Origin of the sequence: Bradyrhizobium sp., assembly GCF_019242285.1 — a bacterium.
Classification (GTDB): Bacteria; Pseudomonadota; Alphaproteobacteria; order Rhizobiales; family Xanthobacteraceae; genus Bradyrhizobium.
In genome coordinates, this window is record NZ_JAFAVV010000822.1 from 1 (window position 1) to 12,853 (window position 12,853).

At 62.0% G+C, this 12,853-nt stretch carries 14 protein-coding genes and 1 pseudogene; 9 read left to right on the forward strand and 6 right to left on the reverse strand.

Annotated elements, in window-relative coordinates; genetic code table 11:
* From JOY90_RS33730 to JOY90_RS33755, 6 genes are all read left to right on the forward strand, one after another.
* Nucleotides 1-653: ABC transporter substrate-binding protein (locus tag JOY90_RS33730; RefSeq protein ID WP_291695416.1), on the forward strand; the 653-nt coding region annotated here is incomplete at its 5' end.
* Between the two features lie 58 nt (nucleotides 654-711).
* On the forward strand, nucleotides 712-2,406 hold the full coding sequence (gene ilvD, locus JOY90_RS33735) for a dihydroxy-acid dehydratase (protein WP_291695417.1): 1,695 nt from the start codon (nucleotides 712-714) through the stop codon (nucleotides 2,404-2,406).
* A 193-nt stretch (nucleotides 2,407-2,599) separates the two neighbouring features.
* Nucleotides 2,600-3,376, forward strand: a complete 777-nt coding sequence (locus JOY90_RS33740) for an ABC transporter ATP-binding protein (RefSeq protein ID WP_291695418.1) — start codon at nucleotides 2,600-2,602, stop codon at nucleotides 3,374-3,376.
* Nucleotides 3,370-4,155, forward strand: a complete 786-nt coding sequence (locus JOY90_RS33745; RefSeq protein ID WP_291695419.1) for an ABC transporter permease — start codon at nucleotides 3,370-3,372, stop codon at nucleotides 4,153-4,155. The genes JOY90_RS33740 and JOY90_RS33745 overlap by 7 nt, the downstream gene beginning before the upstream one ends.
* The gene (locus JOY90_RS33750; RefSeq protein WP_291695420.1) at nucleotides 4,152-4,919 is read left to right on the forward strand and encodes an ABC transporter permease; all 768 of its coding nucleotides are present in this window, start codon (nucleotides 4,152-4,154) and stop codon (nucleotides 4,917-4,919) included. The genes JOY90_RS33745 and JOY90_RS33750 overlap by 4 nt, the downstream gene beginning before the upstream one ends.
* A gap of 26 nt (nucleotides 4,920-4,945) precedes the next feature.
* Complete coding sequence (locus JOY90_RS33755) at nucleotides 4,946-5,992, forward strand: peptidase M29 (protein ID WP_291695421.1); 1,047 nt, start codon at nucleotides 4,946-4,948, stop codon at nucleotides 5,990-5,992.
* Between the two features lie 3 nt (nucleotides 5,993-5,995).
* Here JOY90_RS33755 and JOY90_RS33760 read toward each other — a convergent pair whose 3' ends face one another.
* From JOY90_RS33760 to JOY90_RS33780, 6 genes and pseudogenes are all read right to left on the reverse strand, one after another.
* Nucleotides 5,996-6,133, reverse strand: coding sequence for a hypothetical protein (locus JOY90_RS33760; RefSeq protein WP_291695422.1), 138 nt, complete (start codon nucleotides 6,131-6,133; stop codon nucleotides 5,996-5,998).
* Nucleotides 6,081-6,356 carry a 3-hydroxyacyl-CoA dehydrogenase NAD-binding domain-containing protein gene (locus JOY90_RS40250; protein WP_367277027.1) on the reverse strand — a complete coding sequence of 92 codons (276 nt, stop codon included), beginning with the start codon at nucleotides 6,354-6,356 and terminating at the stop codon, nucleotides 6,081-6,083. Before JOY90_RS40250 ends, JOY90_RS33760 begins: the two co-directional genes overlap by 53 nt.
* A 43-nt stretch (nucleotides 6,357-6,399) precedes the next feature.
* Nucleotides 6,400-6,797 (reverse strand): annotated as a pseudogene (locus JOY90_RS33765) (2-dehydropantoate 2-reductase N-terminal domain-containing protein); the annotation flags it as partial.
* The gene (locus JOY90_RS33770) at nucleotides 6,794-8,326 is read right to left on the reverse strand and encodes a class I adenylate-forming enzyme family protein (RefSeq protein WP_291695423.1); all 1,533 of its coding nucleotides are present in this window, start codon (nucleotides 8,324-8,326) and stop codon (nucleotides 6,794-6,796) included. The gene JOY90_RS33770 and the pseudogene JOY90_RS33765, both read right to left, overlap by 4 nt.
* A gap of 2 nt (nucleotides 8,327-8,328) precedes the next feature.
* Nucleotides 8,329-9,618 (reverse strand): acyl-CoA dehydrogenase family protein, encoded by a 1,290-nt coding sequence (locus JOY90_RS33775; RefSeq protein WP_291695424.1) that lies wholly within the window; start codon nucleotides 9,616-9,618, stop codon nucleotides 8,329-8,331.
* Nucleotides 9,619-10,446, reverse strand: coding sequence for an alpha/beta fold hydrolase (locus tag JOY90_RS33780; protein ID WP_291695425.1), 828 nt, complete (start codon nucleotides 10,444-10,446; stop codon nucleotides 9,619-9,621).
* Nucleotides 10,447-10,568: 122 nt separating this feature from the next.
* Here JOY90_RS33780 and JOY90_RS33785 point away from each other — a divergent pair, with 122 nt between their 5' ends.
* The 3 genes from JOY90_RS33785 to JOY90_RS33795 form a co-directional block, all read left to right on the forward strand.
* A complete protein-coding gene (locus tag JOY90_RS33785) occupies nucleotides 10,569-11,330 on the forward strand; it encodes an SDR family NAD(P)-dependent oxidoreductase (protein ID WP_291695426.1) in 762 nt (253 codons plus the stop codon).
* 40 nt (nucleotides 11,331-11,370) lie between these two features.
* Nucleotides 11,371-12,207, forward strand: a complete 837-nt coding sequence (locus JOY90_RS33790; protein ID WP_291695427.1) for an enoyl-CoA hydratase family protein — start codon at nucleotides 11,371-11,373, stop codon at nucleotides 12,205-12,207.
* 86 nt (nucleotides 12,208-12,293) lie between these two features.
* A partial coding sequence (locus JOY90_RS33795) for an NAD(P)-binding protein (RefSeq protein ID WP_291695428.1) occupies nucleotides 12,294-12,853 on the forward strand: 560 nt, incomplete at its 3' end.

Consider the following 12,853-nt stretch of genomic DNA (forward strand, 5'->3'; position numbering starts at 1 on the left):
AGAAGCCCGGCGGCTTTTCGGTTTACTGGGCGGTCAAGGACGACTCGGCGATCAAGGCCATCGCGGACCTCAAAGGCAAGACGATCGGTATCTCCGTGATTGGCGGCGGCACCCAGGGCCCGTTCAATATGCTGCTGAAACAAAACGGCGTCGATCCCGCGAAAGACATCAAGTTGGTTGAGGTCGGTTTTGCCGTTTCCGAGGATGCGCTTCGCCAGGGGCGGGTGGATGCCGTCAACATGAACCAGCCTTTTGCCGCACGCGCCGAGGCCAAGGGCGGCATCCGCAAGTTGTTTTCGCTGTCGGAGGCGATGCCGAACATCGTTCATATCCTGGAGGCCTGTCGGGCCGACTTCGTCGACAAAAATCCCGAATTGGTAAAGACTTACGTGCGCGACATCACCTCCGGCATGAAGAAGGCGCTTGCCAATCGCGAGGAGACACTGAAAGTCGTTTCCGAAGTGCTGAAGGCGCCGGTTCCGGTGCTCGACACCTATCTGCTCAAGGACAACGATTTCGGTCGTGATCCGGGTGCGGCACCAAATTTCCCGGCGATTCAGAAAATGCTCGACATCTATGCCGATACGGGAATGCTGCCGAAATTGAACGTTGCGCAATTCAAGCATCCGACCATTGTCGCACCTCTCCAGTGACGAGACTTCGGCGGGAAGAATTGAGAGCCGGACACGAGGCATCGTAGGTGTCGTATCGATGAAGAAACGGCGATCACGGGTGACGATCGATGGTCTCGACCGTGCGCCGCACCGCGCTTTCATGCGCGCGATGGGGCTGGACGACGTGGCACTCGCCCGGCCCATGATCGGGGTCGTCAGCATGAAGGGCGAGCAGACGCCCTGCAACATGACACACGACTTTCAGGTTGAGGCCGCCAAGACAGGAATAGCGGAGGCCGGTGGCACGCCACGGGAGTTCGCGACTGTTTCCGTGTCGGATGGGATCAGCATGAACCATGAGGGGATGAAATTCTCCCTGTTCTCGCGCGAATTGATCGCCGACTCGATCGAAGCCGTCGTCCACGGGCTCGCGTATGACGCCTTGATCGGCTTCGGCGGTTGCGACAAGACCTTGCCCGGCGTAATGATGGGAATGGTCCGGTGCAACGTGCCGTCTATCTTCATCTACGGTGGCAGCGCGCTGCCCGGTCGGCTCAACGGCAAGACTCTCACAGTGCTCGACTCCTACGAGGCCGTCGGCAGCTTCATGACCGGCGAGATCGACGAGGCGACCCTCAAAGCCATCGAACTGACCTGCCTGCCGACGAGCGGAGCCTGCGCCGGGCAGTTCACCGCCAATACCATGGCGATGGTATCCGAGGCCTTGGGCCTGACCATGCCGAACGTCTCGATGATTCCTGGTGTCTATGCCGAGCGAGCGCAGGTTGCGCGTCGGGCGGGAAGGTTGGTCATGGAGATGCTGGAACGTGGCGGTCCGCTGCCGCGCGACGTCGTGACCCGCAAATCACTGGAAAACGCTGCTGCGATCGTCGCCGCGACCGGCGGGTCCACCAACGCCGCGCTGCATCTGCCCGCGATTGCCAATGAGGCCGGAATTCCTTTTACCATCGACGACGTCGGCGAAGTCTTCGCGCGCACGCCGCTGATCGGAAACCTGCGGCCGGGCGGAAAATATACGGCGAAGGATGTTCACGACATCGGCGGCACTGCCGTGGTGATCCGCGCACTCCTCGAAAGCGGTCATGTTGATGGTTCCTGTCCGACCATCACCGGGCGGACGATTGCCGAGGAATACGGCAACGCCAATGAGCCAGATGGCGAAGTCATCTTCAGCCCGCGCGCTCCAATCATGCCCGATGGAGGCGTAGCGGTGCTGAAGGGCAATCTCTGTCCGGATGGCGCGGTGATCAAGGTGGCCGGCCTGAAGAGCCTGGTGTTCAAAGGCGTGGCCCGCGTCTTCGAAGACGAAGAATCGTGTGTTCGGGCAGTCCGCGAACGCGACTATCGAACTGGCGAAGTTCTGGTCATCCGCAATGAGGGGCCCGTTGGCGGTCCTGGGATGCGCGAAATGCTCGGTGTCACGGCACTGATCTATGGCCAAGGCATGGGAGAGAAGGTCGCCCTCATCACGGACGGACGTTTTTCCGGCGCAACGCGTGGAATGTGTATTGGTTATGTCTCGCCTGAGTCTTTTGTTGGTGGACCATTGGCTCTGCTGCGCGACGGCGATCGTATCCAGATCGATGCAGCCGCGCGCCGTATGGATCTATTGATCGGCGACCAAGAACTCGCGCAGCGCCGCGAGGCATGGATCCCCCGGCCGCCCCGACATCGGGCAGGTGCGCTCGCAAAATATGCACGATTAGTGGGTCAGGCACCGGGTGGCGCAGTTACCCATGAGGGGCCCGCGGAGTGGCCTTGGTTCGATTGAGCCGCATGCTGCCGGGGCCGGTTCATCGCTCATGGTGAGTTGCTTTTCGCGACGCGCAGTTTGACCTCCGATGCCGGGAAGGGTAGCAGTGGCTAATGCGCAGCGGCTGGCAAGAGATGCAGGGATGACGGCGGCGGGGTCGCGATCAGAGGCTCCGCTGGAGCGTACGCCTGCGTCGAAGTCGGCACCCGCCATGATCGAGATCGACCGCGTCTCTCAGGTATTTCGTACGTCGTCCCGCAAGGATCATCTGGCGCTGTCGGACATCTCGCTGGCCATCGAGGATGGTGCGTTCGTTTCTATTCTGGGTCCCTCTGGATGCGGCAAGTCCACGCTGCTCTATATTGTTGGCGGTTTTGTCCAGCCGACAATGGGCACTGCGAAAATGAAGGGCAAGACGATCGCCGGGCCCGGTCCCGACCGCGGGCCGGTTTTCCAGGAGTTTGCGCTTTTCCCCTGGAAGAGCGTACTCGGCAATGTGATGTACGGCCTGCGCCAGCAGGGTGTGAGACCGGCCGAGGCCGAAGCGCAAAGCCGGGCCCTGCTCGACATGGTGGGTCTGAAGGGTTTCGAGCATTTCTATCCCAAGGAGCTTTCGGGGGGAATGAAGCAGCGTGTCGCGCTGGCGCGGACGCTGGCCTATCATCCGGAAGTGCTCCTGATGGACGAACCCTTTGGCGCGCTCGACGCCCATACGCGGACTAGGCTGCAGAACGATCTGCTGAAGATCTGGGAGCGCGACCGCAAGACCGTGTTGTTCGTCACACATTCGGTCGATGAGGCAGTCTTCCTTTCGGACAAGGTCGTGATGATGACGCGTTCGCCGGGCCGCGTCAGGCAGGTGGTTGATATTGATTTGCCACGTCCACGACGCCGAACCGAGCTGCTGCTCGATCCGCGTTACCAGAAATATGTCGTCAACATCGAACGCATGTTCGACGAACCCGACGAAGATGAACTGCGATGCTGACCGGGAAATCCGTCGCCGCGCGGTTGGCGCCCGTCCTGGCTTGCATGGGCCTGCTCGCACTCTGGCAGATCGCGGCGCTTGCGCTGAACAGCGACAGTTTCCCCACCGCGCTCGAAGCAATGCGAGCGATTCCGTCTATCCTCGGTGACAAGGAAGCGCTGATCAACATTCTCGCATCGCTGCGGCGAATGGCTGTCGGCTTCCTCGCGGCAGTCGCGTTTTCGATCCCGCTGGGCCTGTTGATGGGGAGGAGCGCCAGTGTGGCTTCCTTCTGCAATCCGCTTTTGATGGTGATCTATCCGGTTCCCAAGGCAGCGTTGATGCCGATCATTATGCTCTGGCTCGGCGTCGGCGATCTCTCCAAAACGCTGGTGATCTTTCTCGGCGTCAGTCTGCCCGTGATCTATCACAGCTTCGAGGGTGCCAAGGCGGTTGAGGAGAAGATGCTCTGGTCCGGCGCCGCAATGGGACTTTCGTCAGTAGAACGCATGATACGTATTGTATTGCCAGCGTCGCTGCCCGAAATACTCACCGGCTGCCGCACGGGGCTTGTATTGGCGCTGATTACCATGGTTACCAGCGAAATGATCGCCCGTCAGTCTGGTGCGGGAAACATCCTGTTCAACGCCCTCGACATGGGGCAGTACGATACGGTGTTCGCCATGATCATCATCATCGGGGCGATGGGAATTGCATTGGATGTCGCTTTCGAGAGTATGCGGCAGCGGCTAGTGAGCTGGTCCGAGCCTCAATTCGATGTTCCCCTGAGCTTCTCGTGAGTGCGCGTCGATTCACCATCGATGGTCTGATCGGGGCGATACCGATCGCGTTGCTGATCGGACTGTGGCAGGCGCTGGTATCGTTCGGTTATGCGCCGCCGACGTTGTTGCCGCCGCCGGGTCTCGTATTCGAACGCATGGTGCACCAACTGACGTCGGGGGCATTTCAGCAGGCGATTGCGGCGACTGTGTTTCGGTTGTTTGCGGGTTTTGCGATCGCTGTGGTTCTCGGCGTTGGGCTCGGCCTTGCAGCGGCTGCCAGTCCGGCGGTGAACGCGCTGATGCGTCCGATCGTAAGGGTGTTGGCGCCCCTGCCCAAAGTCGCGCTGTATCCGGCGCTCCTCCTGCTGTTGGGCTTCGGCCATGAATCGAAAGTCGTTCTCGTCGCCGCCGATGCGTTATTTCCGATCCTACTGTCCACCTATTATGGGGCATCGACGGTTGAACAGAAACTCATCTGGTCTGCGATGGCGGCAGGTACGCCACCTCGGCAAATCCTGTTCAAAGTGGTGTTGCCTGCGGCCGCTCCTTCGATCCTGACGGGATGCCGTATCGGGCTGGTCATTTCCTGTATTGTGGTATTCCTGGCCGAAATGATCACGTCGACTGACGGCCTGGGCCATGTCCTGGTCACGGCAGCGCGCACGTTCCAGGCGGTCGACATGTTCGTGCCGCTGATCACGATCTCGCTGCTCGGGCTGATCCTGAACGGTCTGCTGCAGGCGGCACGGTCCTATTTGTTGCGCGGATTTCCGGAAGTCTGACAGGGATCGGAAGCGGAGAATAAGGCATGCTGGCGGATCGTATTGAGGCAAAATGGATCGACGCGTTCTGCGAAATTTTCGAGCGATGTGCAGTCAAGGCGGGCGATACGTCCGCGATCTTGTCGGAAACGCAGTCGCGTGCACTGAACGTGCATCTGGCCGAGCTGGCGCTGTTGCGGATGGGAGCGAGGCCGTTTCACATCGTCGTGCCGACGACGCGCAACCGGCATCGGGTGCCCGTGCGTTCGACTGGCGCCAGCGAAGCGATCCAGCGGATCGGGCCGGTGGTGACGGCGCTACAGCAGGCTGGCTTCATTGTCGACTGCACGATCGAGGGGCTCATGCATGCCGCGGAGACGCCGGAAATCCTGAAGGCCGGCGCGCGAATTCTCGTGATTTCCAATGAACATCCGGAAGCGCTGGAGCGCATGGTCCCCGATCCGGCTCTCGAGAAGCGCGTCCGCGCAGCGGCCAAGATGCTGCGCGGCGCGAAGCGGATGCGTGTGACGTCAAAAGTCGGCACTGACCTGGACGTCGACATGATGGGTGCCTCGACAGTGGGCGTCTGGGGCTGGACCGACAGGCCGGGAACGCTGGCACACTGGCCAGGCGGTATCGTCGTCAGCTTCCCCCGGAGCCGTAGTGTCAACGGCACGCTGGTGATGGCGGCAGGCGACGTCAACCTCACCTTCAAGCGCTACCTCGCATCACCGGTCAAGATGACCATTCAGAACGACTACGTGATCGATCTGGAAGGTGAGGGCGCTGACGCGGCAATGATGCGGGCGTATCTCGCCTCATGGGGCGACCGCGAGGCGTATGCCGTGTCGCATGTCGGATTTGGCATGAACCCTGGTGCCCGTTATGAGGCGCTATCGATGTACGATCAGCGCGACACTAATGGCACCGAGCTGCGCGCAGTATCCGGAAATTTCCTTTTCTCGACCGGCGCCAACGAGTTTGCCGGCCGCTACACCGCCGGCCATTTCGATCTGCCCATGATGGGCACGACCATCGAGCTCGACGGTGTCGCTGCAGTGCGCGAAGGCGTGCTGCAGGATGTCTTCGGGTGATCTTCAGATCATCGGAGGATGCGCCAGTCCGAAATGCCGAAGCATATCGGTCAGCGCGGCGAGGCGCTTTTCCCGGTATGCCTCGATATCAAGGCCAGAATAGTCGAGGAAGCCGGCGCAGAAACCGCTGAGGCCGCTCAACGGCGCTGGAGGGGTCGTCGACCAGGATCCTGGACGTTGTCGAGGCGATAATGGTATCAGGACAGGTGAGTTCCGAAGCCGCGGCCAGCAGCTCGCGCTTGAGCCCGACCACCTCCGGCACAACCTCAAACAGCAGGTCTGCAGTCGCTAAGCCAGCAGCTAGGTCGCTCGATGGAAGAATGGATATGCGCTTGATGATTGTCTCGATGTTCGAGTCCTGCATCAAGCCGAACCGTGCAAGGCCCGCCAGTATCTGCCGGATCTCGTCCGGTTTCGGCAAAATGGGTCCTCGCAGGGTTGCCGACGTCGCGCGCCGCCACTGCAAAGATCGTCGAGCCGAACGTGGCCGGCGGCAGGAAGACGACCTGTTCTTCGCGCAAATGCGGTGCAAGGAGCCGCGCGATGTCTGCCTGGGCAAACGCCGGCGTCGGGCACAGGATCAATTCGGTATCGTGGATGGCATCGGCGATGTCTGTGGGCACCAGCGCCAGCTTCACGTCGTGCCGGCCATTGATATCCTTGACGACAATCCGCGAACCGGCCGCGAGATGTGCACGCACCTGGCCAACGTCGCGCCGCCATAGTCGGACGTCGTGGCCTTGAAGCGCAAAGTCGCCGGCGGCTGCGAAAGAGCCGTGCCGCCGCCCAGCACCGCGATCGTCAAGGCGCTTCTCCGTCCTGAACTGCCGCATCGAGCCGCTTCACCATGAAATGCTGCACCTTACCCAGCGCCGTTCGCGGCAGATCGTCGACAAAGACGATCTCGCGCGGCACCTTGAACCGCGCCAATTGCCGTTGCGCATGTGCTTTCAAGCCCTCTGCATCGACTGAACCACCAGACCGCCTGATGACATACGCGACGGGCACCTCGTCCCAACGAGGGTCCGGTCGGCCGATGACGGCGCATTCACTGACGTCGTCATGCTCCATCAGGACACGCTCGACCTCGGCAGGATAGATGTTTTCACCGCCGGAAATGATCAGGTTCTTCTTGCGGTCCTGGACCCAGAAGTAGCCGTCGGCATCTCGGTGGCCCAAATCGCCGGTGCGATACCAGCCGTCATGCAGCGCTTCGCGTGTCGCCGTTTCGTTGCCCCAGTATTCGTAGAACACGTTGGGGCCGCGCACCACGATCTCGCCTGACGCTTCCGGCGGCACCTCCTTGCCGGCCTCGTCGACGACATCGGCTTCGCAACACAGACCGGGGAGGCCGGTCGATCCCTCGCGTGCGAGATCACCACCAAGCCGCGTATAGACCGCGATCGGACAGGTTTCGGTCGAACCGTAGACTTGGAGCACCGGCACGCCGCGTGCAACGATCCGGTCGATGAGCGGTTGCGGCACGATCGTCGATCCGGTCGAGACGGCCTTCAACGCTGACAGGTCGGTCGTCTGCCAGACTGGATGATCCGTCACCGCTTGAATGGTCGTGGGTACCAGCACCGTCAAGGTCGGCCGATCCTGTTCGATCGCCGCGAGCGTTGCTTCCGGCGCAAATCGCGGATGGATGGTTACGGTCGCGCCGAGCTGGAGCGCCGGCGTGGTCTGGATGTTGAGTCCGCCGACGTGAAAGAACGGCAGTACGGCCAGGACATGATCATCTGAGGTGAGCCCATGCATGTGCTGGCTCATCACGGCGTTCCATAGCAGGGCCTCCTGTCGAAGCACCGCGCCCTTGGGCCTGCCGGTCGTGCCGGACGTATAGACGATCAGGAGCGGGCAGGAGAGGTCGATATGAGGATTGTGGCCGCAACCCCGCCCGCGCGCCAAGAGCGCATCGAGCGAACTTCCGTTCGGCGGAGCAAAGTCAAGGCCGACGATCGACGTGTCGGGCAAGCTCTCGCTCAAGGCGGGGATAAGGCCGGAAAGACCTTCTTCGAGCACCAGCACTTTGGCTGCAGCGTCGGACAGGATGAATATCTGCTCGGGCGGCGCGAGTCGCCAGTTCAGTGGTACCAGCATCGCGCCTAGTCGCGCGCAGGCGTAGAGCAGCACCAGGTAGTCGGGCCGATTGAGGCTGAGGATGGCCACCCGGTCACCTCGGCCCACACCGAGCTCGGATTTCAAACTTCGTGCGGCCTCCCCGATACGGGCGTAGAAGGCTCGATAGCTCCATGTTTCACCCGCAAAATGGATCGCCGGCTTGTGGGGAGCAAAGGCGGCATTGCGCGCGATCAGGCTGCTGAGGTCCACCGTCAGTCGTCCGTCTCGCCCGGCTCATAGAGCGCCTCACGACCGATGCGATCGAGGCAGAGCTCGGCGGTCCAGGGCAGCATCAAGGAGCCGCAGCGGCTGTCCCGGTAGATCCGTTCCAGCCGCAGCGATTTCAGCATGGCCTGGCCGCCGCAGGTGCGGATCGCCAGGGTCGCAAGCTCGTTGGCGCCCTCCATCACAGAAAATTGTGCAGCATAGGCACGCAGGACCTGCTCCTTGCTCGGATTGGCGCGTGCCTCGCTGACCGCCTGAAACCAGATCGCCTTGATCTGTTCGAGCTTGATCTGCATCTGCGCGACCGCGATCTGCTTGGTCGGATACATCCGTCGCTTGACGGGGGGCGTTCCCGGTATCTCCCCCCGCAGGTAGCGTACGGTGAAATCAGAGGCCGCCTGTGCCAGTCCCATGTAGCTTGGTGACAATGTGAGGAACATGTGCGGCCAGCGCTGGGCGGCCTGGAAATAGACGCCGCGCGGCATCAGCGCAGCATCTTCTTCCACAAAGACGTCCTTGAACAACAGGGTGCGTGATACCGTGCCGCGCATCCCGAGCGGGTCCCAGTCGCCCACGACCGAGACACCTGGTGCCTTGGCCGGAATCGCCAGATAGAGCGTGTTGCGGCGCGAAGCCTTCTCGCCTTCCGCGATCTCGGTGCAGAGAACGCCATAATAGTCGGCATGACCAGATAGCGAGGCGAAGATCTTCTTGCCGGTGACGATCCAGCCGCCCTTAACGGGCCGTGCTTCCGTCCCGAACGCCGCTCCACCGGCTGCCGCGGCGCCTCCTTCTGAAAAGGGCTGGGAATAGATTGCACCGTCCTCGACGATGCGCTTGTAATGGACGGCGCGGCGGCGGTCGTGCTCGGCACGCGTGGCGGAGTCCATCTCGAGATCGTCGGCGAGCGGCCCGGTCCACAGCGTCGAGCAGACGTGCATGTTCCAGGTCAGGGCCGTGGCGCCACAATACCGGCCGATCTCGGCCGCGGCGAGCGCATAGGTCTGATAGCCGGCGCCGAGCCCGCCATGCTTCCTCGGGATCGAGATGCCGAGGAGGCCGGCCCGATGCATGTCTCGATAGTTCTCTGTCGGGAAGATTGCATCGCGATCATACGTCGAGGCCCGTGCGGCGAACAGCGTTTGGCCGAGCTCACGTGCCTGCGCGATGGTTGCGGCCTGTTCGTCGTCAAGCCGGAAAGCGGCAGGATCGAACATTGGCGCATCGAGCGTGGCCTTCTCCGCGCCGCTTGCGCCATGATTGACACGTACTGTCATCTAGCTTGTCACTTCCGTTGCAGCCACGTTGGTGTTGAGGAACCGGTCCAACGCGGCATTGAAGATCTTCGGACGCTCCAGGTTGACGAGATGACCGGCGCCTTCAAGCTCGACGTAGGTCGCCGCTGGAATGTAACTCGCCATCTTGGCCATCATTGGTGCCGGTGCGTTCTTGTCCTTTGATCCGGATAACACCAGGGTCGGCACCTTGATATCCTTCAACGCCTCTCGTCGATCGAAGCCGAGCAGGGCCAGCATCATGGCGCGATAGCTGGCTTCAGGCACGCTCGCCATGCATTCCCGGGCCATTTCCATGCCGCGAGGATCGGGATCGTCGCCGACGAGCTCCTTGACGAGCATCGGCGCCAACGCTTGCATGGTCTCGCCGCGATCGAGCGGACCCAGACGCGCGTCGATGAAGGATGTCTGCCAGTCGCCATCAGGCTTGCCAAAAGCCGGACTGGTCTGCGCCAGAACGACTGCCGCAGCCGCCTCCGGGTACTTCACCAGCCATTGCTGCACGATCATGCCGCCGATCGAATGCCCAACCAGGATCGGCCTGACCGCTCCGATCGCGGTGAGAAAATCCTGCAAGGCATCGGCCAATGTTGCAATGTTGACCTTTGCGAGCGGCGCCGAGCGGCCATAGCCGGGCATGTCCCACGCAACCGCGTGATAGCGTTCGCCAAAGAATGCGAGTTGATCGCGCCATCCGCGCGCGGCACCGCCGATCCCGTGCAGGAACATCAAGGGCCTCGCAGCGATATCGCCGGCTTGCTCGTAGCCGAAGCGGCCATCCGTTGTCGTCACTGGCGCAAGAGCCGACACGCCGATCCTCCGGTCAATGGAGAGCCGATGCTAGCAGGACGCCCCCTTCCTTGCAAAAGTTTGAAGTATAAAATATACGCAAAGGCCATCCATATAGGTGAACTCATTCGGAGCCCTTGCGCATGTCCGGACTGTCCCGTCCCCCGCATGTGGTGGTCACCGGCGGCGGTCGTGGCATCGGCCGGGCGATTGCGGCGACGCTTGCGCGCTCGGGCGCGACGGTCACGGTGCTAGGCCGCAATCGTGCCACGCTGGATGAGGCCGTCACCGCTGGTGCCGCGCATTTTGCCGATGTCGTTGATGTCGCGGATCAGGCCGCGGTCGACGCCGCGATTGCGGCTGCCGCGAAACGGCAGCCGATCGATATTCTCATCGCCAATGCGGGCCTCGTGGATTCGGCACCGTTCGCCAAATCCGACGCAGCGCTGTTCCGCCGCCTGATGGACCTCAATTTCATGGGCGTCGTTCATGCGATCCAGGCGGCTTTACCATCGATCAAGGGGCGCCCCTACGGCCGTATTGTCGCAATTGCGTCGACCGCCGGCCTCAAGGGCTACCCCTATGTCACCGCCTATACCGCCAGCAAACATGCAGTCGTCGGTCTGGTTCGCTCCCTGGCGCTGGAACTGGCGTCGACGCGCATCACCGTCAACGCAGTATGTCCAGGGTTCACCGATACCGATCTGATTGCCGGCAGCATCGATGTCATCATGAAGAAGACCGGCCGAACCCGCGACCAGGCGGTGGCGGAGCTTGCTGCGCAAAACCCGCAGCAGCGGCTCGTTACGCCCCAGGAAGTTGCCGATACCGTGCTTTGGCTCTGCGGCGAGGGGGCGAGCGCGATCACCGGACAGGCAATTGTGGTGGCGGGCGGCGAAATTTGAGCAGTTCGAAACGAAGTAACGACAGATCGAGGGAGATACGATGAGCAGACCGGCCAATCCCGTCACGTTGCCTCTCGCGGAATTCGTGCCGCAGCATTTTCTGCTTTCGGTGGCGGACGGCGTCGCCACGGTGACGCTCAATCGTCCTGAACGGAAGAACCCGCTGACCTTCGACGGCTACCGTGAGTTGACTGATTTCTTCCGAGCGTGTGCGTTCGATGACTCCGTCAAATCGGTGGTGGTGACCGGTGCCGGCGGCAACTTTTCCTCCGGCGGAGATGTGTTCGAGATCATCGGGCCGTTGGTGCAGATGGACACCAAGGGCTTGACGGCGTTTACCCGCATGACCGGCGATCTCGTCAAGGCCATGCGCGCCTGCCCGCAGCCCATCGTCGCGGCGGTCGAGGGCATCTGCGCCGGAGCGGGGGCGATCATTGCCATGGCGTCCGACATGCGGCTCGGCGCAGCCGGCGCCAAGGTCGCATTCCTGTTCAACAAGGTGGGTCTCGCCGGCTGCGACATGGGCGCCTGCGCGATCCTGCCGCGCATCATCGGTCAGTCGCGCGCGTCCGAGCTGCTTTATACCGGCCGCTTCATGACCGCCGAGGAGGGGGAGCGCTGGGGCTTCTTCAGCCGCCTGGTTGCGCCGGATGCGGTATTGAGGGAAGCCCAGTCGCTGGCGCGCCAAGTGGCCGAGGGGCCGACTTTCGCCAACACCATGACCAAACGGATGCTGGCGATGGAATGGGCGATGTCGGTCGAGGAGGCGATCGAGGCGGAAGCGGTGGCGCAGGCCTTGTGCATGACGACCGCCGATTTCGTTCGCGCATTCGAGGCGTTCTCCGGCAAAGCTAAGCCGGTATTTCAGGGCAACTGAGTTCCGCCGACCGCGCCGGCAGGGGGACTTGCCAGCAGATATTTTAGGTTTAAAATAATTGGGTCGACAGTGGCGCGGAGGCGCTCATGAAAATCGCGATCATCGGGGGCGGTCCGGCCGGCCTCTACGCTGCGATCCTGCTCAAGAAGCAGCGGCCGACTGCGAACATCACTGTTTATGAGCGAAACCGTGCCGACGACACGTTCGGGTTCGGGGTGGTGTTTTCCGACGCGACGCTCGACAATTTCGAGAAATACGATCCGCCGAGCTATCGTCGCATCACGCAGGAGTTCGCCTACTGGGACGATATCGCCGTGCATTTCAGGGGCACGGTGCACCGGATCGGCGGCAACGGATTCTGCGGCTGCTCGCGCCGCACGCTGCTGATGATCCTGCAGGAGCGGGCGCGCGAGCTCGGCGTTTCCCTGCATTTCGAACGCGAAATCGTCGACGAGGCGCAGTTGGCCGGTTCCGATCTCGTCATCCTGGCGGACGGTATCAACAGCCGCTTTCGTGAAAAACATCTCGGCCACTTTCAGCCCGAGGTCGACCTGCGCGCCAACATGTTCGCCTGGATGGGATCGACCAGGCCGCTCGACGCCTTCACCTTCATCTTCCAGGAGACCGAGTGGGGCCCCTTCATCGC

Excerpts from the sequence above, each read along its gene's own strand:
- ilvD (WP_291695417.1), top strand. The coding sequence starts at position 712 with ATGAAGAAACGGCGATCACGGGTGACGATCGATGGTCTCGACCGTGCG.
- JOY90_RS33740 (WP_291695418.1), top strand. The coding sequence starts at position 2,600 with ATGATCGAGATCGACCGCGTCTCTCAGGTATTTCGTACGTCGTCCCGC.
- JOY90_RS33745 (WP_291695419.1), top strand. The coding sequence starts at position 3,370 with ATGCTGACCGGGAAATCCGTCGCCGCGCGGTTGGCGCCCGTCCTGGCT.
- JOY90_RS33755 (WP_291695421.1), top strand. The coding sequence starts at position 4,946 with ATGCTGGCGGATCGTATTGAGGCAAAATGGATCGACGCGTTCTGCGAA.
- JOY90_RS40250 (WP_367277027.1), bottom strand. The coding sequence starts at position 6,356 with ATGCAGGACTCGAACATCGAGACAATCATCAAGCGCATATCCATTCTT.
- JOY90_RS33775 (WP_291695424.1), bottom strand. The coding sequence starts at position 9,618 with ATGACAGTACGTGTCAATCATGGCGCAAGCGGCGCGGAGAAGGCCACG.
- JOY90_RS33785 (WP_291695426.1), top strand. The coding sequence starts at position 10,569 with ATGTCCGGACTGTCCCGTCCCCCGCATGTGGTGGTCACCGGCGGCGGT.
- JOY90_RS33790 (WP_291695427.1), top strand. The coding sequence starts at position 11,371 with ATGAGCAGACCGGCCAATCCCGTCACGTTGCCTCTCGCGGAATTCGTG.